Source organism: Desulfovibrio biadhensis, assembly GCF_055388615.1.
The window spans coordinates 2,247,745-2,270,646 of record NZ_AP042477.1 but is presented as its reverse complement, the minus strand read 5'-3'; the positions used below and the strand labels follow the sequence as shown (position 1 = coordinate 2,270,646).

22 protein-coding genes and 1 riboswitch are annotated in these 22,902 nt (G+C 57.5%); of the genes, 4 read left to right on the top strand and 18 right to left on the bottom strand.

The annotated features are described in order from the left end of the window. Positions 1 to 97 precede the first annotated feature (97 nt). The 11 genes from ACZ5EH_RS09860 to ACZ5EH_RS09810 form a co-directional block, all read right to left on the bottom strand. Positions 98 to 1,120, bottom strand: a complete 1,023-nt coding sequence (locus ACZ5EH_RS09860; RefSeq protein WP_464277954.1) for a glycosyltransferase family 2 protein — start codon at positions 1,118 to 1,120, stop codon at positions 98 to 100. Further along, a complete protein-coding gene (locus ACZ5EH_RS09855; protein ID WP_464277953.1) occupies positions 1,110 to 2,645 on the bottom strand; it encodes an FAD-binding protein in 1,536 nt (511 codons plus the stop codon). Before ACZ5EH_RS09855 ends, ACZ5EH_RS09860 begins: the two co-directional genes overlap by 11 nt. A gap of 8 nt (positions 2,646 to 2,653) precedes the next feature. Further along, positions 2,654 to 3,349: a DUF2059 domain-containing protein gene (locus tag ACZ5EH_RS09850; RefSeq protein ID WP_464277952.1), complete on the bottom strand. Its 696-nt coding sequence runs from the start codon at positions 3,347 to 3,349 to the stop codon at positions 2,654 to 2,656. 100 nt (positions 3,350 to 3,449) lie between these two features. Next, positions 3,450 to 4,247, bottom strand: a complete 798-nt coding sequence (locus ACZ5EH_RS09845) for a tetratricopeptide repeat protein (protein ID WP_464277951.1) — start codon at positions 4,245 to 4,247, stop codon at positions 3,450 to 3,452. A gap of 66 nt (positions 4,248 to 4,313) precedes the next feature. Beyond that, the gene (gene carA / locus ACZ5EH_RS09840) at positions 4,314 to 5,444 is read right to left on the bottom strand and encodes a glutamine-hydrolyzing carbamoyl-phosphate synthase small subunit (protein WP_464277950.1); all 1,131 of its coding nucleotides are present in this window, start codon (positions 5,442 to 5,444) and stop codon (positions 4,314 to 4,316) included. A gap of 4 nt (positions 5,445 to 5,448) precedes the next feature. Beyond that, complete coding sequence (kdsB, locus tag ACZ5EH_RS09835) at positions 5,449 to 6,210, bottom strand: 3-deoxy-manno-octulosonate cytidylyltransferase (protein ID WP_464277949.1); 762 nt, start codon at positions 6,208 to 6,210, stop codon at positions 5,449 to 5,451. Next, a complete protein-coding gene (locus ACZ5EH_RS09830) occupies positions 6,210 to 7,124 on the bottom strand; it encodes a DMT family transporter (protein WP_464278289.1) in 915 nt (304 codons plus the stop codon). The genes kdsB and ACZ5EH_RS09830 overlap by 1 nt, the downstream gene beginning before the upstream one ends. 142 nt (positions 7,125 to 7,266) lie before the next feature. After that, entirely contained in the window at positions 7,267 to 7,998 is a 732-nt protein-coding gene (locus ACZ5EH_RS09825) for an ABC transporter permease (protein WP_464277948.1), read from the bottom strand. Between the two features lie 4 nt (positions 7,999 to 8,002). Next, positions 8,003 to 8,701 carry an ABC transporter permease gene (locus ACZ5EH_RS09820; RefSeq protein ID WP_464277947.1) on the bottom strand — a complete coding sequence of 233 codons (699 nt, stop codon included), beginning with the start codon at positions 8,699 to 8,701 and terminating at the stop codon, positions 8,003 to 8,005. Between the two features lie 68 nt (positions 8,702 to 8,769). Continuing rightward, entirely contained in the window at positions 8,770 to 9,546 is a 777-nt protein-coding gene (locus ACZ5EH_RS09815) for an ABC transporter substrate-binding protein (protein WP_464277946.1), read from the bottom strand. Positions 9,547 to 9,593: 47 nt separating this feature from the next. Next, positions 9,594 to 10,451: an ABC transporter ATP-binding protein gene (locus tag ACZ5EH_RS09810; protein WP_464277945.1), complete on the bottom strand. Its 858-nt coding sequence runs from the start codon at positions 10,449 to 10,451 to the stop codon at positions 9,594 to 9,596. A gap of 257 nt (positions 10,452 to 10,708) precedes the next feature. Here ACZ5EH_RS09810 and ACZ5EH_RS09805 point away from each other — a divergent pair, with 257 nt between their 5' ends. From ACZ5EH_RS09805 to ACZ5EH_RS09795, 3 genes are all read left to right on the top strand, one after another. After that, positions 10,709 to 12,886, top strand: a complete 2,178-nt coding sequence (locus ACZ5EH_RS09805; protein WP_464277944.1) for a malate synthase G — start codon at positions 10,709 to 10,711, stop codon at positions 12,884 to 12,886. A 134-nt stretch (positions 12,887 to 13,020) separates the two neighbouring features. After that, positions 13,021 to 15,018, top strand: coding sequence for an ABC-F family ATP-binding cassette domain-containing protein (locus ACZ5EH_RS09800; protein WP_464278288.1), 1,998 nt, complete (start codon positions 13,021 to 13,023; stop codon positions 15,016 to 15,018). A gap of 252 nt (positions 15,019 to 15,270) precedes the next feature. Beyond that, positions 15,271 to 15,735 carry a PilZ domain-containing protein gene (locus tag ACZ5EH_RS09795; protein WP_464277943.1) on the top strand — a complete coding sequence of 155 codons (465 nt, stop codon included), beginning with the start codon at positions 15,271 to 15,273 and terminating at the stop codon, positions 15,733 to 15,735. A gap of 104 nt (positions 15,736 to 15,839) precedes the next feature. On the opposite strand, the gene ACZ5EH_RS09790 is transcribed toward ACZ5EH_RS09795, so the two are convergent. The 3 genes from ACZ5EH_RS09790 to ACZ5EH_RS09780 form a co-directional block, all read right to left on the bottom strand. Continuing rightward, positions 15,840 to 16,538 (bottom strand): Crp/Fnr family transcriptional regulator, encoded by a 699-nt coding sequence (locus ACZ5EH_RS09790; protein WP_464277942.1) that lies wholly within the window; start codon positions 16,536 to 16,538, stop codon positions 15,840 to 15,842. A gap of 382 nt (positions 16,539 to 16,920) precedes the next feature. Further along, the gene (locus tag ACZ5EH_RS09785; protein WP_464277941.1) at positions 16,921 to 17,184 is read right to left on the bottom strand and encodes a hypothetical protein; all 264 of its coding nucleotides are present in this window, start codon (positions 17,182 to 17,184) and stop codon (positions 16,921 to 16,923) included. Between the two features lie 48 nt (positions 17,185 to 17,232). Next, positions 17,233 to 18,516 (bottom strand): EAL and HDOD domain-containing protein, encoded by a 1,284-nt coding sequence (locus ACZ5EH_RS09780; protein ID WP_464277940.1) that lies wholly within the window; start codon positions 18,514 to 18,516, stop codon positions 17,233 to 17,235. Between the two features lie 106 nt (positions 18,517 to 18,622). Beyond that, positions 18,623 to 18,732, bottom strand: a riboswitch (cyclic di-GMP riboswitch). Positions 18,733 to 19,009: 277 nt separating this feature from the next. Here ACZ5EH_RS09780 and ACZ5EH_RS09775 point away from each other — a divergent pair. Then, positions 19,010 to 19,789 (top strand): AEC family transporter, encoded by a 780-nt coding sequence (locus tag ACZ5EH_RS09775; protein ID WP_464277939.1) that lies wholly within the window; start codon positions 19,010 to 19,012, stop codon positions 19,787 to 19,789. A 7-nt stretch (positions 19,790 to 19,796) separates the two neighbouring features. Here the strand turns inward: ACZ5EH_RS09775 and ACZ5EH_RS09770 are convergent, their stop codons facing one another. The 4 genes from ACZ5EH_RS09770 to ACZ5EH_RS09755 all read right to left on the bottom strand — a co-directional run bounded on the left by ACZ5EH_RS09770 (position 19,797) and on the right by ACZ5EH_RS09755 (position 22,510). Then, positions 19,797 to 20,567: a DVU0298 family protein gene (locus ACZ5EH_RS09770; RefSeq protein WP_464277938.1), complete on the bottom strand. Its 771-nt coding sequence runs from the start codon at positions 20,565 to 20,567 to the stop codon at positions 19,797 to 19,799. An 80-nt stretch (positions 20,568 to 20,647) separates the two neighbouring features. Beyond that, positions 20,648 to 21,292: a tetratricopeptide repeat protein gene (locus ACZ5EH_RS09765; RefSeq protein WP_464277937.1), complete on the bottom strand. Its 645-nt coding sequence runs from the start codon at positions 21,290 to 21,292 to the stop codon at positions 20,648 to 20,650. Beyond that, a complete protein-coding gene (locus ACZ5EH_RS09760) occupies positions 21,282 to 21,641 on the bottom strand; it encodes a hypothetical protein (protein ID WP_464277936.1) in 360 nt (119 codons plus the stop codon). The genes ACZ5EH_RS09765 and ACZ5EH_RS09760 overlap by 11 nt, the downstream gene beginning before the upstream one ends. Then, entirely contained in the window at positions 21,641 to 22,510 is an 870-nt protein-coding gene (locus ACZ5EH_RS09755; protein ID WP_464277935.1) for a YkgJ family cysteine cluster protein, read from the bottom strand. The genes ACZ5EH_RS09760 and ACZ5EH_RS09755 overlap by 1 nt, the downstream gene beginning before the upstream one ends. Positions 22,511 to 22,902: the final 392 nt, after the last annotated feature.

Here is a 22,902-nt window from a genome sequence, read left to right as displayed (position 1 = left end):
AGCAAGTAAATGTACGTATCTCTCTGGCTGGTCATACAGTATTTACAGGGTACATCGTCTTGCAACTTGCACTCCCCAGGGAGGCTGCTTTCAAGAATCATGCGGCAGGTATGAAATCTCGCCCCATAACATGCCCCCGTGCTTCCAAAAAACCCCTGATGTCTTCAAAGGCATCGTGATTTGCCACATAGGACAGCAAAAAAGCCTTACCTGGAGGGGGCACATCATTTCTATCCAATACAGGGCGACCATTTACAACATGCCCGATCTTTCTCGGATCTACATCGTAATACGTCTCTATCTGCACACCACGGGAGCATAACGCCTCTGCCCGCTTGCGGCTTACCCGTCCAGCACCTAAAACATGCACAACAGGGTGAAAGGGATTGTGCCTTTGCAGCCAGCGTGCAAGAAAATGGGCTTTGACCTGGTAAAATTGCTCCATGCCATAGCGCGGGTCGCATCGTGACAGTCTTCCCGGCGGATCGTTCCACTGCAACAGCGGCGCAGCCACCTTTTCAAAACGCACCCCGGCGTCGAGCCAACGCAGCCACAGCTCGTAGTCTTCAGGAAAATTACCGTCCCGGTAGCCACCAAAACGCTCCACCAGCTCCCTGCGGAACATGACCGAAGGATGTGGCAAGGGCGATTCCCTGAATCTGGCCAGACTGATCTGCTCATGGGTGATACGGCTGTTGGCCCAGTCAACATGCCGGGCATACCCTCCCTGCAAGCTACGGTCACCCCCGTATTGTACAAGGCAAGAAGCCACGCCGATATGGGGGGCGTTCTGCAACAAGGCGACCTGCTTCTCCAACCGCTCGCACAGGCACACATCATCAGCATCCATGCGGGCAACAAAGGGCGCAGTGCAATGGCGCAACCCCTCCTCCAGTGCAGGCACCAGGCCCCTGGCGGCGCAATGCAACGGGATGACCCGAGGGTCCTTGGCGGCATAGGCGTCGAGCACGTTAGCCGTACCGTCACAGGAGCCGTCGTTCACGGCAATAATTTCAAACCGCCCCATACTTTGTGCAAGCAGACTGTCCAAGGCGCGGGGCAAGGTGTTTTCGCCATCGCGTACAGGCAACAGCACAGAAACAAGCGGCTTACCAGACACGCTTTTCCTCCTCATGTCCGGCATGCAATGCCAGCAGGTGGCGCACGATGATGGCCGCGCTCTCGCAGAACAGGCGATCGCCCAATGCCATGCTTTTTCCATTTACTTGGGCGCGTTGCAAAATAGCTTCCAGTTCCGCCAGCACAGCCGGCAACGCCTCCGGATTTCCACCACAGACGGCGTTTTCCTGCATGAGGCGGCGTATGTGGCGGCGCAATGCAGCATCACCATCGTTTTCCAAAGGTGGCGGAGCATGCCCTGGTTCGCCACACACCTGTATATCGTATTTTTTGGGATACTTACTGCCAATGGCTTCCTGGGCGGCTGTATGCCCGGCCCTGGCGCCGAACACCAGACTGGCCAGCACCATGCCACCGCCAATGCGGTTGCCCCCGTGCATTCCGGTGGCGCTTTCGCCGCAGGCAAAAAGCCCCTGCACGCATGTCCGCCCCTGTAGGTCGATGCGGGCCCCGCCGTTTCCTGCCTGCGCCATGAGAGCGGCCTTTCGCCACACGCTGCCGGACGCTCCGGAACGCAGCGCCACAACACCCCCAGTGCCCGCATGGGCCAGGAGAAACCTGTCCAGCAGGTTATCCCGCTGCGCATAGGCAAAGGGGCAATGCGTCGCACGCTCCCCTGCCAGGGCGCGTATATGTTCCGGAATCTGCTTTCCTTCAGGGGAGTCGCCCCCCCGCACCCGCCAGTTCTGATTTGCAAGGAAATGGGGGGAAACGAACTGCCGCGAATCCTGAAAATGCCACAAGAATTGCAGCAACCCGGCCTGCCGTACTGGCGCGCCGGCGCGCTGGAGAAGCGCATAGGAATAGCCCTGCACCGCCGGACCGCAGATGTTGCGCTCATACAGGGGCGCGGGCCCGCCTAGCGCCATGATGACGCTGCGCGCGGGCATGACATGCACTACATGCTCGCCCTTCTTGCGGAGCAAGGCGCCGCGCACATTGGCCGTTGCAAGTGATGCGTCCCGGCACAGGCCAAGGACCTCCACTCCCTCGAGCAAGCGTCCCCCGCGCTCAAGAAAGCGAGACAGCAGAGAGTGCCGCAGGGCCGTGAGATCCGGAAAAATGAATGCGGTTGCCTGCTCCTGAAAAAAACACGCCGCCTGTCGCTCCTTGAGCAGGGACGCCATGTCCTGGTGGTGATCGCCGCGTATGGGCGCACCCCACAGGCGCAACTCCTCCAGCCGTGGCAGGCTTTCTTCCGCCATAAGGGCAACAAGATCAGTATCCACATGACCAGGGGGCGCAATGGCGACTGCACGCCGCACATAGGCCTCGCACGTCGGGGCATCGGCAAGCACCTGCATGCCCAATGCGTTGTTTTGATTTAGGAATGAAGAACCGGCAGGACCGACGCCAAGGCTGAGACAACAGACGCGCACCCCGGGGGAAACGGCAAGGGCGGCTATGCCGGCGCGCATACCGGCAAGCCCCGCACCCAGGATGAGCACGTCAACCGGACCGTAATGCGGTGCGGCAGACGGCGCATCCTGGGCGGGGCCGTTCATGGCAAATGCTAATCTTTCTTTTCAGGCTTCTTGCCCCAGGTGCCCTGGGACTTCTCTTCCTTTTCAGGTGCCTGAGCGGCATCAGGAGAAGGAGCGGCCTGGTCTTTTTCAGAAGCTTCAGGTGCAGAAGCTTCAGGCGCTTCACCTTCTGCAGGCGCCTTGTCAGCGTTCTGCTTGGCGGCTTCCAGCTGAATTTGCTGCAGGGAAAGCATCAGAGCGCGCTGGGCCTCACCCTGAATGGCCGCATTCACGTCTTCAAGGTAGACGGGCAGCTTTTCGGAAATGGACTTACCCACGTCGGAACCATAAAAATCAGCCAAAGCCTTGAGCTCTTCGTCGGTGTAATGATGCAGCAGCACCAACTTGACGATGTTGCGGACTTCGTCCATGCGCACGTGGCTCTTCATGGTGTCCACGATTTTCTTGGCCTGTTCGCCAGGAATCTGCTGTGCGATAGGGCCGTAGATCTGGTCGAAGGATTCTTCCAGTCCCACATCGCTGAGGTAGCTGTTGGCAGCGGCAATGCCTTCCGGACGCTCCTTTTCAAGCGTAGCCAGCTGCTCTTCAGTAGAAGGCCCTTGCATCGCTTCCTGGGCATTGGTGAAAGGGCCGTTAGCTTCTTCCGCCGCCTGCTCGGCTGTCAGACCGGGGGTTACGGCGCAAAGGATGAACATTGTGATGAACATGACGACACGAACGGTCATTTGTGAGTGCTCCTGATTGTTGTTTGTGCATGTACCCGGCGCGCCTGCCATATTCGCGCCGGTGCAGTTTTGACTGGCCCGGCAAATGCCGGATAAATGCTCACATGCGCTTACGTGCGAAGGTGAGCATTTTCTGGGCTTCGGCAAAAGAGGAATTAAGCTCGAGAGCCTTCTCTGCCGCCTCCACGACCTTGTCCCAGCGTTGCCAGTCGATGTAGAGCCTGCCGATGTTGAAATAGAGATTGGCGTCATCGGAGATAATTTCAAGGGCTTTCAGGTAATACTTCTCAGCCGTCTCGTACAGCCCCATTTTGCGCAGGGCGATACCGATGCGGTTATACAGGTGCAAGGAATCGGGCGAGGCCTCCAGAGCCTGGGAAAGGTATCCGTAGGCATCCTCGTAAAGCTGCGCCTTCAGGTATATTTCACCAATGTCGGCCTTGAGTTCCGCATCCTCTGCGAACTCCTGCACCATATTCTTGAAATGGTCGCGCGCGTTGTCATACTCCTGACGCTGCACCATGCCGCGGCCCTGCTCCAGCTCATCCGCCTTGCGCTTTTCCAGAGCTTCCAGCTGCTTTTTCGCTTCACTCACCGCGCTGTCCTGCAGCTCGTTGAGACACTCCTTCAGCGTGTTCAGCAGCTCGCGCTCCTTGCCGGCAACAAACTCCACCTTGAGAGGGATGATCTGATGAAAGCCCGTGTTCGAATCCAAAAGGTACACGGCGTCAGCCATGAGCCGTTCAAATTCTTCCTTCTCGCTCTTCATCAACGAGCTTTTGAGCATTACGAGCAGCGCATCATGCAATGCCTGAACAGCAGGCAAATATTTTTCCTGTTTCAGGAAGGTTCTGACCTTTCCGATCTGGCTTCTGGCCTTGATCAGTTCACTGGACATGTCTCACTCCCCTCTTTTGCGCCGCCGTGAATGCCCGAGAAAATCCCGAATCTGCGCCGGGCTTTTCTATACTCCAGCCTCGCGCCGCACCAACTCGCGGAATCTGCCAAAAAAAGAACGGCTGTCATGCGGCCCCGGGCAGGCTTCCGGATGGTACTGGATGGCGATGATGGGCTTCTTCGTGTGGGCAAAGCCCTCAAGTGTATTATCATTCAAATTGATGTGCGTGGGCTTCACATCGGGCACGTCAGAAAGATCCACACAAAATCCATGATTCTGCGAAGATATTTCAATATGCCCGTGTTCAAGGTCCTTGACCGGATGATTGCAGCCATGGTGGCCGAACTTGAGCTTGTAGGTCTTGCCGCCCAGGGCGTGCCCCAACAATTGATGCCCAAGACAAATGCCGGCAACGGGATAGGACTCTGTGAGCTGGCGGATGGTCTCTATGACATGGGCCAGCGCAGCCGGGTCGCCTGGGCCGGGAGAAAGGAACACCGCGTGGGGCTTCAGCGCATCGATGCGCTTTTTGTCCCAGTTGGAGGGCACCATAAGCAGGTCCATATCCATGCTGGCCAAAAGCCGCAGGATATTCCACTTGATGCCGCAATCCACCACCACGATGCGCGGCCCTTCACCTGGCCATGCATAACTGCCGTCCTCGGCTATGGCAGCGTCCTCCACACCGGTTCCGGTCCAAATATAGGGGCGCTCGGGCGTCACCGTATCGGCCAGGTTCAGCCCTTCCATGGAAGGCAGCTCCTGAGCCCTGCGCACCAGCTTTTTCGGGTCGGATTCTTCCGTGGAAATGAGGCCACGCTTCGCACCGTGCAGCCGCAGATGCCGGGTAAGGGCTCGTGTGTCCACGCCCTCTATGCCCAAGACGTTCTGCTGTGAAAGGTAATCCGGCAGGCTCATGCTGCTGCGCCAGTTGGAGGGCGTCTTGCAGCATTCCTTGACGATGAAGCCAGCCACGCGAATGCGTGAGGATTCAACATCTTCAATATTGATTCCGTAGTTACCGATGAGCGGATAGGTCATGGTCACCATCTGCCCCGTGTAGGAGGGGTCGGTGAGCACTTCCTGATATCCGGTCATACCTGTATTGAAAATGACCTCGCCGCTGCTTTCTCCAGGTTTGGTAAAGCAACGTCCGGTAAAGGTCAGTCCGTCTTCCAGGGCGAGAATGGCGCGCATGATTCTATTTCTCCCGTAACAATCTGCTTACTATGGCAATATCCTCCGGCCGGTCAACCCCATGGCTTGTGCACCTGGTCTGACCCACGCGGATGGGAATGGAATTTTCAAGAAGCCTGAGCTGCTCCAGCTGCTCGCATCGCTCCAAACGCCCCGGCGGCAGTTGCGTAAAGCGCCGCAGCGTGCGCATGCGATAGGCATAAAGCCCCACATGCAGGAGGTATCCAGGGGTGTCTCCTGCAGCATGCCGTGCCTTGTAAGGTATGGCTGCACGAGAGAAGTAGAGCGCGTTGCCTGCCGCGTCAAGCACGACCTTCACCCGGTCGGGATTACCCACATCATTTTCCGCCAGTTCACGGGCCAGGGTCGTCACCTCCACACCAGGGTCTGCAAAAGGCGCCACCAGCTCCGCCAGCATTCCAGGGGCAAGGGCGGGCTCGTCTCCCTGAATGTTGACCACCACGGCGTCGTCCGGCACGCCCATGAGTGTGGCGGCCTCGTAAACCCTGTCCGTGCCGCTTGCATGCTCCCGTGATGTCATAAGCGCCTCTACGCCCAGCTCCAGCGCTTTTGTGCTGATGCGTTCGTCATCCGTGGCCAGGATGATGCGTTTGAACACGCCGCTTTCTTTGGCGCGTTGGCAGACGTGCCAAAACATGGGGCGCCCTGCAATGTCCGCCAGGGGCTTGCCCGGAAAACGTGATGACGCCCAACGTGCAGGAATAACACCATAGCACGGCGGCAATGGCAGGCCGCAGGCCGGCATCAACCACGCCTCCCGTTGCGCCGGGTTTGGAGCAATGGCATCAGTTGCGCCGCCAGCATTCCGGCCAGCATCAAGGCGCATCCAAAAACGGCTCGCCCCCCCATGGTCTCTCCTAGAAAAGCCCAGCCGGCCAGCGCGGCAAAAACGGATTCCATGCTCAGCAAAATGGCTGCATGGGCAGGTTTGGCATCGCGCTGCGCCACCACCTGCAAGGTATAGGCAACACCGACGGAAACCACCCCGCCATAAAGAATCGGCCAAGCGCCATCCATAATGCCTGCAATGGTAACATCTTCCAAGGCAAAAGCCACCCCCAGACTGAGCACGGAACAGACCCAGTATTGCGCCATGGACAAAACAAGCGGATTCATGCGCGGCGAGAGCCAACCAATCACAAGGACATGGCCGGCCCAGAAAAATGCGCCGATAAGCTGCAGCAAATCGCCGTAGGCCATGTGCAGGCCGTCCGTGATCGAAAGCATGTACAGCCCGACAACTGCCATGGAAGCGCCTACCCAGATGCCCCACCCCTGCTTGCTGCCCAGCAAACGGGCCAGGATAGGCACGATGACCACATAGAGTCCGGTGATAAAGCCTGCGTTGCCGGCGGTTGTGTACTGCAACCCCACCTGCTGCAAGGTAGCCCCTGCAAACAGGGCCGCACCGGCAAAAATGCCGCCCATGAGATACGTGGTGAACGTTGGCGCCTTATACGCCGCACTCACCTGCCCGAGGGAGCGCTGGCTGCGCATGGCCAGGGGCAAAAGCGCCAGGGCACCCAAGGCAAACCGCACACCATTGAAGGTATAAGGCCCGACAAAATCCATGCCCTTGCGTTGGGCGACAAAAGCGCACCCCCAGATCAACGCAGTGGTCAAAAGCAGTGCATCGGCCTTGAGATGCCGTGGCTCTATGGGGGCGACGCCGCGATCAAGCTGCGAAGGGGCGGATGCTTCCGAAGAAACGTTCGTCATGTATACACCAGAATAAGATTAGGGGGATTCATTAGTCTTCATCATGCAGCAGCAGTGATAACATGCAAGAAGCGCGGTCCGGCTACCCGAGCATGGGAAGCTCACCCGACTCCTCCATGTTGGTCCTGGACTGCAAATGCCTGGTGAGACGGTGCTCCACCTTGCGAAAAACGAAGAGCAGACCATAGACCAGGACCAGATAGAACAAGGCAGCGGTGATGTACAGCTCATAGATGGCAAAGCTACGGGCAGCGATGACTCTGGCAACGCCTGTGATGTCCATGATCGTGATGATCGAAACCAGGGACGTGGCCTGAAGCAGAAAGACGACCTCATTGGTATAGGCGGGCCAGGCCAGGCGGAAAGCCTTGGGCAGAACGATGCGGCGGTACAGAAGCGGGTTGGACATGCCGCAGGCGCGGCCGGCTTCGATCTCGCCCCATGCCACACTCTGAATGGCGCCGCGAAGAATCTCCGCGGTGTAGGCGGCGGTGTTCAGCGTGAGGGTCAGCACGGAGCAGAAGTACGCCTCGCGGAAAAGCTGCCAAAGCCCGAAGTTGGAGAGCAGGTCGCGGAACTGGCCGCTACCGTAATAGATGAGAAAAATCTGGACCAGAAGGGGCGTGCCCCTGAAATACAAAATAAAGGCCTGCGCCGGGATGTTAAGCCATTTGTTTTTGGAGACGCGCATAAGCGCGGCCGGCACTGCCAGGCAGAACCCGATGAGAACGGAAAGAGCGGTGAGCTGGATGGTGATCCAGGCGCCCTGGCACAATTGCGGCAGACTTTCGACGACTATTTCGGGAATGATCATGGTCTCAGGCCGCCTTGCGCACGCCGCGGTTTGCCCAGCTTTCAGCCTTGAGCTGCGCATACATGGAAAGCACGGTTATGCCCAGATAGATGAGTGACGCCGCAAAGAAAATGGTAAAGGGCATTCTGGTGGCCCGGGAAGCGATCTCGGCGTTGCGCATCAGTTCCGGTAACTGGATGACGGAGATGAGCGCCGTAGCCTTTATAAGGACCATCCACACGTTGCCGAGCCCAGGCAAAGCAAAGCGCCAGACCTGGGGGAGCAGCACCCGCCGAAAGGCCAGCATGGGGTTCATGCCCATGGCGCGGGCGGCTTCCAGCTGTCCTTTGGGCACGGCCATGAACGCACCGCGAAAAACTTCTGTAGAAAAAGCCCCGTAAATGAAGCCGATCGTCCACACGCCGGAGACAAAGGGGTTGAAGTCGATGATGATTTCATGCCCGATGAGTGTTCTGGAGAGGTCCATTACCAGGGTGGGCACACCATAAAAAACGAGCAGGATAAGCACCAGCTCCGGAACGCCGCGAATGACGGTGGTGTAAATCGCAGAGAGCAGGTTGAAAAAGGGTTTTTTGCAAAGCTTGCCCCAGGCGCCGAGAAGCCCCAGCAGAATAGCCACAAACATGGAACAGACACCCACCATGATGGTGAGCTGGGTCCCTTCCCAAAGCAACGAGCCATAGCCTTGCAAATCGAGCATCATTCAGCCTTGTGGAAAATAATGAACAGCCCCGGGGCAAGCAGCCTCGGGGCCATCTGGCTATATTTCGATTATTCGCCGTAAAGGTCGAAGTCGAAGTACTTGTCGTTGATTTCCTTGTACTTGCCATTTGCGCGCAGGGCCTTGATGGCCTTGTTGAAGCCTTCGCGAAGTTCGTCGTCACCCTTGCGCACGGCGATGCCGATGCCTTCGCCGAACCACTTCTTGTCCAGGTAGGCGGGGCCGATGAATTCGTAGTCAGCACCGTCAGGAGTATCCAGGAAACCGCCCTGCAGCACTACCTGGTCGGCAAAGAGCAGGTCCACGCGGCCGGAAACCATGTCCATGTTGGCTTCTTCCTGCTTGGCGTAGGACTTGATCTCAAGCACATCACCAAAGTTGTCGCGGATGAAGTTCTCATGGATGGTAGCGCGCTGAACGCCGACAACCTTGCCCTTCAGACCTTCCTTGCTCACCTCAAAGTTGGCGCCTTTTTTGGCAACAAAGCTGGCAGGGGTCTGGTAGTACTTATTGGTGAAGTCCACCTTTTCCTTGCGCTCTTCGGTGATGGACATGGAAGCGATGATGCAGTCGATTTTCTTGGCCAGCAATGCGGGAATCAGGCCGTCCCACTCCACAGCCTTGAACTCGCAGTCGTAATCCAGCTCGGCGCACATGGCCTTGGCCAGATCGATGTCAAAACCGCCCAGTTCGCCCTTGTCATCAACATAGTTGAATGGAGGGTAGGCGCCTTCAGTGCCCACGATGACTTTCTTGCCGGCAAATGCCGTCGTGGCCATGGCCACCAGAGCAACAATACACAGGGTGTAAACGAATGCCTTCTTCATCAGTGCTTCTCCTCTCGAGTGTGGTAAGTTTGAACAACCAGCCCCCTCTAGCTGGGGCGAACATCCAGAAAGCGTGAAAGGAATTGCCGGCAAACCTGGGATTGCGGATTCTCGAAAACCTGGCTTGGCGGTCCCTGCTCCTCTACGCGCCCCTCGTGCAAATACATCACTTGGGAAGAGACGTCCCGGGCAAAGTCCATTTCATGTGTGGCGATGATCATGGTGCGCCCCTCTTCCGCAAGACTGCCCATGACCCGCAGCACCTCGCCCACCATTTCAGGGTCCAGGGCCGAGGTCGGTTCGTCGAACAAGATCACTTCCGGATTCATGGCCAGCGCACGGGCAATGGCCACGCGCTGCTGCTGCCCCCCGGAAAGGTGCGCAGGATAGCTGTCCCGCTTGTCGGCAATGCCGACCTTCTGCAACAGCCCCATGGCCTCCTCCACACACTCCTTTTTGGGGCGCTTCAGCACGTGCACGGGAGCCTCTATGACGTTTTCAAGAACGGTCATGTGCTCCCACAGGTTGAACTGCTGAAAGACCATGCCCAGGCGGGTGCGGATACGGTCGACCTGCTTCTGGTTCTTGGGCACAGATTCGCCCTTGCGGTTCTTGCGCATCTCGATAAGCTCGCCGCGTACGCGCACAGCGCCGCTATCGGGTATTTCCAAAAGATTGATGCAGCGCAGAAAAGTGCTCTTTCCCGACCCGCTGGACCCGATGAGTGCGATAACGTCGCCCTCATTGGCTGTCAGAGAAAGGCCTTTGAGGACCTCAAGCCCTCCGAAACGCTTATGGATACTCTCCACAACCAGGGCTGGCTGCGGGGCGCCATCACTTGAACTGGTGGCGGAAGATGAAGTATCGGCTTTGGGGCCGCTGTCTGAGGTGTTTTGATCCTGCAATTCCTACTCCTGTAAAACTGAGCTGCCGGTTTATGCGCAAAACGTTAATTTCGTAGTTTATTCGACACACGTTTGTCAACGAAAAGCACAACTCCCAACCGTTCCGAGGCCTTTCTTCATCTTTTCGGACCACCCAAGCAGGAAACTCCCTTTTAATCCTGCCCGAATGCAGATAGCTTCCTTATCAAAAGCTGCGATTGAGTATATCTTCTTGAAAACGTCGTATCCTGAAGAACGTAGACTAATGAGGAGGCAACATGCCTGAATACGTAGATGAAGCCGGTCTCTCCATAGAGCGCCCCTTGTTTGAAATGATCAGGGACGAAGCCGCGCCCGGCCTGCATGTGGACGCAGCCGATTTCTGGAAGGCCCTGGCCACCATCGTGAAGGAGTTCAGCGCCGAAAACCAGGCCCTGCTCGACAAGCGCGATGACCTGCAGCAAAAAATCGACAGCTGGCATAAGGACAACAAGGGGAAACCTTTTGATGCCGCAGCCTACAAAACCTTTCTCCAGGACCTGGGTTATCTGCTCCCGGCCATTGAGCCCGAACCCGTGGCCCCTGGCAAGGTGGACCGCGAAATAGCCAATGTTGCTGGCCCCCAGCTGGTGGTGCCGGTGACCAATGCACGCTACGCCCTGAATGCGGCCAATGCCCGTTGGGGCAGCCTTTACGATGCATTCTACGGTACAGACGCGCTCCCCCGTGAAGAGGGCGAGGCCCTTGCCGCTGGCTATGATCCCAAACGTGGCGCCCGTGTCATGGAAAAGGCCGCGGAATTCCTGGACCAGGCTTTCCCCCTGGAGCAAGGCAGCCACAAGGACGCCACTGCTTACGTTGTCGACCGCACCACCGGCCCGGCAACCCTTTCCGTCACCCTGGCATCCGGCGCCACAACCCATCTTGCCGATCCTGCCCGCTTTGCAGGGTACCAGGGGCAAGAAACCGCCTCGGTCATCCTGCTGCGCAACAATGGCCTGCACGCGGAATTGTGCATCGACCACGAAGACCAGGTTGGCGCGCAACACCCCGCCGGCGTCAAGGATGTTCTCCTGGAATCCGCCATGACCACCATCCAGGACATGGAAGACTCTGTGGCCGTGGTGGATGGTGAAGACAAGGCCCTGGCCTGGCGCAACTGGCTCGGGCTCATGAAGGGAGATCTCGCCACCACATTTTCCAAGGGCGGAAAAAGCATCACCCGCACCCTGGCGGAGGACCGCAAGTACACAGCGCCAGATGGAGCGCCTTTTATGCTGCCGGGCCGCAGCCTGCTGCTGGTACGCAACGTGGGGCGTCTGATGCGCACCCCGGCCGTTCTCGACGCTGACGGCAATGAAATCTTTGAAGGTTTCCTGGACGCCCTGGGCACCGTCTACCTGGCCCTGCACGACGTGGCCCCAAAATACGGGCGCCGCGTGAACAGCCGAGAAGGCAACGTATATGTGGTTATGCCCAAAATGCATGGTCCGGACGAAGCCGCCTTCACCTGTCGCCTGTTCAGCCGTGTGGAAGAACTGCTGGGCTTGCCCGCAAACACCGTGAAGCTGGGCATCATGGATGAGGAACGCCGCACCACGCTGAACCTCGCGCACTCCATCGCCCAGGCCAAGGAACGTCTTATCTTCATCAATACCGGTTTCCTGGACCGCACCGGCGATGAAATTCACACCAGCATGGAAGCGGGCCCCATGGTGCGCAAGAATGACATGCGCTCTGAAACCTGGATGCAGGCTTATGAAGACTGGAACGTAGATGTGGGGCTGGCGTGCGGGCTTTCCGGCAAGGCCCAGATAGGCAAAGGCATGTGGGCCAAGCCTGACCGCATGCTCGAAATGGTGGAAACCAAGGCCGCCCACCCTCTTTCCGGCGCAAACTGCGCCTGGGTGCCCTCCCCCACCGCGGCAACGCTGCACGCCATGCACTACCACCAGGTGGATGTTTTTGCCCGGCAAAGCGAACTGGCCGGCAAACGCCGCGCCACCCGTGATGACCTGCTGCAGATTCCGCTCATGAAAGAAAAGCCCACTGCGGATGCTATCCGCGAAGAACTGGACAACAACTGCCAGTCCATTCTGGGGTACGTCTCCCGTTGGGTGTTGCAGGGCATTGGTTGCTCAAAAGTGCCGGACATCCATGATGTGGGGCTGATGGAAGACCGCGCCACTCTGCGCATTTCCAGCCAGCATATCGCCAACTGGCTGCACCACGGCATTGTCACCGAGGAGCAAGTGCAGGCAGCCCTTGAGCGCATGGCGGCCATGGTGGACAAACAGAACGCCGGAGATCCGAACCACCGCCCCATGTCACCTGACTTTGACGCCAGCCCGGCTTTCCAGGCGGCGCGGGCCCTTGTCTTTCAGGGGCGCGAGCAGCCCTCGGGCTATACAGAGCCCATCCTGCACGCCTACAGGCTGCAAGTGAAAGGGCGCTGACAATCATAAGGACAAACGCCAGGGGAGCATGCCTCTCCTGGCTTTTCTCAGCTTTCGAAACGATCTCTAACTGACTCCTTTTGCAATGGGCTGGCGTTTCCTGGACGCTTCTGCTATTGCCCCCCTCCACAGCCATGAAGATAACACTACAAGAACTTTCCAAGGCCTATGGCGGCCGCGACCTGCTCCAGGAGTTCTCCCTCGAGGTGCACCCTGGAACTCGTCTTGCCGTTGTGGGATCCAACGGGGCGGGCAAATCGACCCTACTCAAACTTCTGGCAGGCGAAATAGCGCCTGACTCCGGCCGGGTGATACTGCCCAAAGGCGCACGCCTCGGCTATGTCGCTCAGGAACTGGATGAAACCACCCTCGAGGTTTCGCTGCTCGCTTACGTGCTGGAAGTGCTCCCTTCCTGGGGAGAATTCTGGAGTGATTGGGAAGCCGCCCAGGAATCCGGGGACCAGGCCCGCATTCAGGAGCTGGCCCACCGCCAGGCCGAGCTTGAACAGACCTATGGGTATAATCCCGAGCACCGCGCCCATGCCGTGCTGAGCGGTTTGGGGTTTGACGCCCATGAACACGAACGCCCCTTGCGTGAATTTTCCGGCGGCTGGCGTGAACGCGCCAAACTGGCCCGTGTGCTGGTGGCTGGCGCCGACCTTCTGCTGCTGGACGAGCCTACAAACCATTTGGATCTCGAGGCTGTTGAGTGGCTGGAGTCTTTTCTGCTCAATTATGAAGGCGTGCTGGTCTTTGTGGCCCACGATCGCGTGTTCATCGACAACGTGGGCACCCACGTGCTGCTTTTGGGCGGCAACAAGCCATTGTTTCGCAAAGGCAGCTTTGCCGAACTGCTGGCCTGGCAGGTGGAGCAGGAGGAGCAGCGCAAACGCGAGGCCCAGAAACTGGCCAGCGAAATCGAAAAAAAGATGGATTTCGTGCGCCGTTTCAAAGCCAAGGCGAGCAAGGCGCGGCAGGCAGGCAGCAAGAAAAAGCAGGCCGCCAGGATGGAAAAGGAACTTGCCAATTACAGGCCCGAGCCCAAACGCAAGAGCCTTGATTTTTCCTGGCCGGAGCCTAAACGCGGTGACAAGGTGCCCATCGCCGTTGCGGACCTGACCCTGGCCTATGAAGGCACCCCCCTCTGGAAACCAGTTACCTTCAGCATTTACAGGGAACAGAAAATCGCCCTTGTTGGCCCCAACGGATGCGGCAAATCCACCATGCTCAAGGTGCTTTGCCGTCAACTGGCGCCCACCAGTGGATACGTGGAGCACTGCAGCGGCTCCGAAATGGGGTATTACAGCCAGCATCAGCTGGACATCCTGGATGCTGACTCCCCCGTCCTGGGAGAAATACGCCGCCTTTCCGACCCCAGGATGACGGAAGAGCAGCTCATGAGCGTTCTCGGCCTCTTCATGCTGGGGCAGGAATATTTCGAACGCCCCGTCCATTCGCTTTCCGGCGGTGAGAAAAGCCGGTTGCTGCTGGCCACACTGTTCCTCAAGCGCTCCAACCTGCTGATTCTCGACGAACCCACCAACCACCTGGACCTGGAAAGCCGTGAGGCCCTGATGCAGGCCCTGGAGGATTACAGCGGCACCCTGCTTTTTGTGGCGCACGACCGTTGGCTGCTTTCCCGTGTTGCCGAGCAATGCTGGGAACTGGGGCAGAACGGCATCACCACATATGACAGTTTTGAGGAATACGACGAAGCCCGCCGTAAGGTATTGCAGGAGCAATCCCGCGGACTGGACGTTCGTGGCACTGCAGCGGCTGCCGTGGCAGAAGGTGGCGATGGTGGCGCGGCCAGCAGCCTCTCCCGGGAAGAGGCCAAGGAACTCAAACGCAAGCAGGCAGAACTGCGCAACCAACTCTACCGGGAACTCAAACCCAAGAAGCAGGCCTACGAAAAACTGGAAAAGGAACTTGAAGTGATCCTGGCGGAAATGGAAGAAGCTGAAGCCGCGCTCGCCGACCCCGAAATTTACGCCGATCAGAAGCGTTCCACTGAGTTGTTGGCCAAATACACCAAGAGCAAAGAAGCCAGCGAAGCACTTTTTGAAAAGATGGCGCTGTTGGAAGAAGAAATCACTGCCTTGGAAACGCGTCGCGAAGACATCGGCGGCTGAGACGAACAGTCAACAGCCGCCCTCTCTTAGTCCAGAATCAATTTCCCGGCCTGTCGCTACTTTTCTTTTTCGGGAAAGATGACTAGACTAACATTTCTACTTCAATGGCAACAAACCTATCACAGGTGCACATGGCGAGTATGACTATCCCGCGTCAGGTCCATGTCACGCTGATAAAATCTCGGGCCGGTGCAAATGCTCGAGCAGGAAAAGACATGACACTTTTCCCGAATGCCATACGGAACGCAGCGTATGATTGAAAAGGTTTTCTACGTTAACCGCCAGGGGTTCACCACCATTGTCTGCCCAGCCTGTGGCATGGCAAAACCCTTGGATACGAACAAATTGCCCGAGGGCAAGAAGTCGCTGCGTGTCAAATGCAAATGCGGGCAGCTGTTTTTGGCAAAGATCGAGTTCCGCAAGCAGTATCGCAAAAAAACCGAGCTTGCCGGTAAATACATCGCCCACAACAAGGACGACTCCGGCAGAATCATTGTAGAAGACATTTCCATGGGCGGCATGATGCTGCGCACCCTCCGCCCCCATGATTTGCACGAGGGAGACTCCATTGATGTCACCGTGACGCTGGACACGACCCCACCGCGAGAGATCACCCGCCAATTAAAAATACTGCGCATTCACGACCGTTCAATAGGCTGCCGCTACCTCTTCCCCACCGACCGCGATCCCGACATCGGCCTTTACCTCATGGCATAACGCCAGGAACGCTGTGGCCTTCCGTTCCGGCCACGCGCAGACGCCCCCTCAACAAGTGGAATTGAGGGCATTTTCCATTTTATTCGGATTATTGCGAATAATCGCTAGCGAGCGCCCAGGGCTATGTCCTGCAGAGCCTGGCTGTCACGGATGCACACAACGCGCCCCCTTGCATCCAGAATACCGTCCGAGCTCAGGCGCTTCAGCACCCTGCTCAAGGTTTCCGGGGTTGTGCCAAGCATTTTGGACAGTTCACGCTGGGTGACACCGAGTTGCAGACAGCGCTCCCCCTGCTCCCCGCAGTCGCCTTCTGCCTGTGTGCGCAGGGCATTCAGCAGAAAGCCCGCCAGCCTTTGGGGCATTTCCTGCAGCGAAAGGGCCTCCACCAGGGCCATGGACTCGCGCAGACGCCTGGAAAGCACCAGCAGCATATTCAACATCAGCGACGGTTCGCAGGCAGCCATCTTTTCCAGGACATCACCAGGAAAGAACAACAGCCGGGAGGCTTCCAAAGCCTGGGCATTAACAGGGGAGTGCCGGTCGCCAAAGGCCGTGCACAGGCCAAGTGGTTCGCCAGGGCCCATGATGTAAAGGGTCTGTTCCTTGCCGTCCAAAGAGCTTTTGAAGACCTTGACCCGGCCTGAAATGACAATGAAATAGGCGCGCACCTTGTCGTCTTCGCTCACTATGCGTTCGCCGGCGGATATTGTTTTGTCCTGGGCGTGTCTGGAGAGCCCCTCCAACTGTTCCATGGAGAGTCCACGCAGAAGCGGCAGTGATTCAAGCAGGGGCAGAACGGACATGAGGCATTTGTTTCACAAAACTTGACCCATATCAATGCATTCCCTCGCGGAGTGTGCAAGTTTTAACCGCAACGAGGAACATCTTCTCCAAAAGCCGGCTGTTGTGCCCTGACCCTGGCACGTGCCCGGACAGCCAGCGAAAATGGCTCTTTCGCCTCGTATCATCCCCCGCCGCGCCTGTTCGGCCTCCCCTGCCGGACGGGCGCGGTCTTTTTTTGCTCCCCATGTTCCTAGATAGTGTATCCTGAATTTGCATGATTTTTTCAGACTTTTTCCGAAATTCACGGACACGACATTATAGATCAAGAAAAAGCCCCCTCCGGCATTATAACCAGAGGGGGCGTATCATTATCGGTGTGCCCTGATGCTACAATTCTTGATTCTATACGTCCTGATGCACTATTGACGCGCCTTCACGCTCCACTACGCCCTCGGGTGGGCTGGGTATGAAAGGCGCCGGCTTCACGGCCTCCAACATGCGGGGTGGTTCTTTGTAGCCAAGGACGCCACTGACCCGTTCGTACCCCTCGATCATGACCTTGGTCGTCTTGGCCTGGGCAGTGCTGGAATCCCTGTTCATGAGCTCCAGAGCGTGCCACATGGCCTCCATGTCCATGACGGGCGGAAAGTCGTAGTATTCAGCCACAATTGCATCCTCTCTCTGCGGCCTGCTCCACCGACGCCGCCCGCGAGGTTACCGCTTTGCGGGCTCTTCTTCCTCGCCGACTCCGTAAAAGGAGTGCATGACAACATGGGCGTCGTAGTAAGCGCCGGCCACGGCCTCGGGCCTGAGGTCCAGATAGTCGACGATCTTATCAACAGCCTGCCAATCCGCCGCTTCAATACGCTGGGCCAGTTCGATCCAAAGTCCAAGGCGCTTGTGCTGGCGGCAGAGGCCTTCCTTGAGAACCTGCTTGATGGGCAGATTCTCAACAATCGATTCGATGGGCATGCCGAGCATGGGCTCCAGCAGGGAAAACAGCCCCAGCAGGAAAAGCCTGTCATGGGGGTCCTTGCGATACTGGGAACGCACGGCAGTCATCTTGAAGAAGTTGCTGCGCTGCGAAGCCAGACGCATGAGTTCCTTGCTCTCTTCCGTGCCGGCCAGGTCGTTGAGAATGGCCATACGCAGCCAGTCCTTGACCTGCTCCCATCCGAGAATGACCACAGCGTGGTTGATGGAGGTAATCTCCACCGGGAAACTGAACGCTGCGGAGTTCAGGAACAGTAACAAACGATAGCTTATGGAGGCGTCCATTGCAATGGCGTCTGCAAGCTGCGTGAAATCGGGGGTGCCGTTTTCGATCAGATTGAAAAGCTCAATCTTAGAGTGCTCGGTGGCTGTCAGCCTGCGCTCCGGATCGACATTGGCCTTTTTGAAGAAACTCCCCTGAAAGTAGTTGAATCCAAGCGCCTGCGCCGCCTCGTAGAGTTTTTTGTTCTCCACGCCCACAGCAATGGGCTCGGCCTTTTGATCCTGCGCCAGCCGCACCAGAGACATGATCTGCCGCGGTGTTTTGCCTGGCATGCGGATCTTGGCGAAGTCTGCGCGCTGCAACAAGGCGTCGCTGCCGGCATGCCCTTCAAAGTCGTTGAGCGCAATCTGGTAGTTCTGACGTTTCAGCCCGTCCAGCGCCCAGAGATATTCCTTGGCAGGGGCGCGGGCTTCGCTGACTTCTATGATGGTGTAGCCTTCAGGCAAAGACTGGGGCTCTTTTTTGAGCACAGCGTGCTCAGCAAAAGGCACAAGTATTTTTGTTTCACCAACTTGCCCAGGCATGAAAGCATAGGATTTGGCGTCGCGTGTATTCAGCTTGGTAAACGGGGAAATTTTTTCCGGTTTGCCGCCAGCGAAGCGGGCCCAAGGTGCATCGCGTACGATGAGGTCGTGCCCCCATATACGCTTTCTGGGTCCGAAAACCGGCTGTTTGGAAAAAAGCAGCCTCTTTTCTGATGCTTCGTTTCCTGATGTAAACATGGCCGCATACCTCCTTGGGGTGCATCACGTCAGTCGCTGAGAAAGGGAGGAATGCCGATTTGCGGCCCGGAGGGACGATTCGAAGAGAACGAATCGTGCTTGACCAGCAGGCAACCCGGCTGTCTTCTCTCTTCGTGTCAGGCAACTGCCCGAATATGCTTGAGAAGACCCGTGGCTTTCCGTCCCTGCCTCACGACAGGTTTGGCTTTTTCTCGATCTTGGAAGAAATGTACTACTTTCTGCAAGATTGTCAAGCCAAAATCCAGGGCTAAATGACACATTCACCCCTTGACGCACCTGCCTCCCCAGGCATACGCACCCTTTTTTACTACCGCATCTGGTACAAAAACACCAGGGGAAGCTCCACCCTATTAAATTTCAAGGACTATTCATGGACCTCGCGCTTCAAGTATTTAATGTCACCGCGCCTGTTCTCTTGTGCGCCCTTGCAGGCTTTTTTTGGACACGGCGCAGTCTCCCTTTTGATAGTGCAATGATCACGCCACTTCTTATGTATTTGGCCGTGCCAGCGTTGCTGCTTTCAAATTTTTCTCAAATGTCATTGCCTGCGGACAGCTTTCTCAAGCTGCTTCTGGCTGCCGCAGCCGCCCATGTGCTCTTCGGTCTCTTTGGCTGGCTCTTTCTCCGCGCCTTGAAACTGCCCCCCAGCACCTATCTTTCCACACTTATCTTCGGCAACAACGGCAACCTGGGGCTCCCGCTGTGCATGCTGGCTTTTGGGCAGGACGGACTCTATCTGGGGTTGGGCTACCTGGTGGTCAGCAACATAGGCATGTTCACGGCCGGCACATGGATCAACTCCGGAAAAATGGCGCCCGGCTCCATGCTCAAAACACCCACACTCTACGCCGCCGTCATTTCCATCGCACTCGGGTTCAGCAATGTGCACCTCCCCGAGGTGCTGGTCCACAGCCTGGATATCATGGGGGGCATGGCCATCCCACTCATGCTGCTGGCCCTTGGCGCGTCCATGGCGCATCTGCAGGTCGGTAGCTACCGCACCTGTGTGCTGCTGGCAGCCTTCAAGGCCGCCATGGGGCTCATAGTAGGGGTGCTTTTATCATGGATCTTCGGACTGGAAGGCGTGACGCGGGATGTCTTCATGCTGCAAAACATGATGCCCGTGGCGATGTTCAATTACCTGCTGGCGGAGCACTACGGACAAGGGGGCGCAAAAGTCACGGGAGTCATCATGGCCTCCATGCTCCTCGGCCTGGCGATCATCCCCATCACGTTGGCGATACTGCTGTAATCATGATTCAGGAGGGCAACCTGTCAAGGGCCTCCTGCGCCAGCGAAGCCACGCTCACGTCACTGAGTTCACGGTCGCGGTACAGCTGGAAGACGGTGTCATCCGCGAGCAAAGGAGAAAGCTGCTCACGCAGGCCCGAGAGGTCCACGCACACCCCGCCGGGACAATCCTCCGCCTTGCTCAGGGCGTCTTGCCCCTGACTGCCGATGGAGCCCAGGGTCCAGGCGCAAAGACCGCGCACCGTGGCGGAAGAGGTTTCGTTCTCAAAACCTTCCGGATGCCCCAGGCCGCGCAGGCAGGGCGCCACAGCGGAAAGACATTGCCACGGGTGCTCCTGGGCCATGCGCCCTACTCCCCAGTAGGCGCCGATACGCAGTGGCAAATGGTCGATGAAGTTGTCGTCGCGGCCGGTTTCGATGATGTAGGAGACAAGAACCCTGCCGAACTCCCCGGCCAGGGTTTTATGCACGGCCATGATCTCGCCCATGGACTCCGGAGCGCCCCATCCGAGATTGCCGGACTCCTCGCTCATATTCCAAATCAGACGGCGCATGACCACCCGCGCCTGGTTCATATCGGCGGCGGCCATGCGTGCGATTGTCTGCCCCAGAACCGTCACGGCGCGCCATTTGACCACGCCGTCATGCAGCAACAGGGAAAAAAGAGGACCCACGAGTTTTTCAGGCTCCACAGCGGCGAAACTGTCCAGGGAATCCTGCCAGTCATCCTGTGCGAGCCACTGGCGCGCCTGGCTTTTCAACTTACGGAACTCGGCCATGGTCGCCTCCTCAAGGGTGGGAAAAAAGAAACGCCCCGCCCCTGTTCGCTACACACGGAACAAAGGCGGGGGCGATACAATCAGGACTTGCGGATTTTTTCCACCTCGGCCAGCAGGTCGGGGTGTACTTCAAATCCGGTTTCTTGGGCCTTGTCGATGCACTCTACGGCTTTGTCGTTTTCGCCGCGTTCGAGATAGGCCAGCGCCATATTATTGTAGGCAGGGCCAAACGAAGGCGCCACTTTCAACGCCTGTTGGCAACGCTCCAGGCACCGGTCCGTGTCACCTTCAGACAAGTAGGCGCTGGCCAGCGTTGTCAGCGCCTGCACAAAGGTGGGGTCCAGCTTGACGGCTTTTTCCAGAGCCTTGGCCGCAGCGGGCACATCACCCTGCTGCAGCAGCACGAAACCGATGTTGCCCCACGGTGTTGCGAAAAGAGGGCGCGCTTCCGTAGCCATCTTATTGTAATTCAAACAACCTTCCATATCGCCACGTTGCAGGGCGATGCCACCGAGCTGCACATAGGCTTCGGCCATCTTGGGCGAATTGGCGGCGGCTTCGCGAAAGCTTACCTCGGCAGCATGAAAATCCCGCTTGCCAAGATACGCCACACCAAGGTTGTAATGCGTATTGCCGCACTGGGGGTTCTTTTCAAGGCCATCCTTCAGCTCGGCAATGCGCAGTTCAAGACGTGCGCTTTTTTCTGCCTGGCTTTCATTCGTCATTGATGATCCCTTCCTTTTTCAAAAGTTTATAATACCACACGCTGTAATCGAACATGCCTTGCGCGTGATCTTGCTCCGTCATAAGTCCGAAAGCCACTTCCTGAGCGCCCCTGCCGTAGGCTTCGCTGCGCTTCTTGTCTTTGGGCAAAGACGCGAAGAACTGCTGCGCCAGCTGTCCGGCCGTGCGCCTGGTAGGGTCCTTGCGGATATCTATGGGGTCCTTGGGTTCCTGAAAAGGATCCCATTGTTCGTAGCCGCCCATGCGCTCTACAAATTTCTTTCGTCTGGGAGACATCTTATCCCATATAGAGCGCTTCATGGCCTCCTGGTCGGGGGTCAATGCAGCCATTATTCATTCTCCCGGGGTGCGCCTTGGGGCCCCCCTGTGGGGCAGCGGCCATCCACTGCTTCGTTGCAGTTTCCCTCACTGGGGCAACCTTTGCAGGACTCTACCTGGGCTGCCTCGGCCTCACGCTCCTCTTTGCTGCCGCCAAGCACCCAGGACTGGCTGGAATCGCAACTGTTGCAAGGGGTGGCAGCGGCTTTCGGCTCTGGCTCAGGCTCAGGGGCATCCTGCAAGCCGAGATATTCCTTGTCATACTCGTTCATCATGGCCATGGAAACCGGCACCAGCACTTCGGCAAGATTTCCGTGCTTGCTCTTCATGGCGGCGACCATTTCCTGGCTGAGCAGCATCAAGGTGTCCTGAATCTTGTCCATGTTCACGGCAGGGTAAGGCTTACCGGGTTCAAAACCGGAAAGACCACAGGTATGCGCCTCGCCACCGATGTTGGTGGGAATGCCATAGAGTCTGCACGTTATGGGGCGTTGATCGTAGAGCGCACACTTGTCATCATCATCCAGCAAAGGACAGCGCACGCGCATGGCAGCCACCTCGGCCAGAATCTCACTGGCGGGTCTGCCTTCTTCACTGGCCTTGAAAACCTGGCGCTTCAACTTGTAGGCGGTGCGGTCGGCCTCGTCTGCACGGTCCATCAATTCCGAACGTTTCATCCCCGCGAAGAGCTCCCGAAAGTGATGGCTGATATACATGGCCTCGATAAGGGAGAGGTCGAACATGGCGTGACAGCAATCGCTACACCCCAGGCCACAGGTGACCAGATCCGGATGCTGCGAGCGCACGTGTTCAAAGAGGGAGTCCACTTCCTGGACGATTTTTTCGTAGCGTTCGAAAAAAGGCGTTGGGTCGAACTGCATTAATGGCTCCTTGAGAAAAATTTTCTACGCCTGAAGCTGCTGCGACATTTCAGGTGATGCAAACGCGTTGCCTGCCTTGTTTGCATTGTCAGACAAAATCAGGGGCGGCTTGCGCCCAGACCAAAAAAGGAGCGGAAAGTCCCTGCCTTCTGCCCCGCATTGTGCGTGCTGCACGGCCACACACGGCTTGCTTTCCCGCCTGGTGACCTCGGGCCATGTGGCATCTGCGTCCCGAGAGGCAGCACGATTGCACCCTGTCGCGAGCAAACCTGCATTGCCCATACAAACAGGCAACAAGCCGTGCTGTCAGGATGCAACTTCACGGCCCCTCGGGCTTCTACAAGCCCGATACTGTTCACTATGGCAAATCGTTTTTCGATTTGATCCTATTA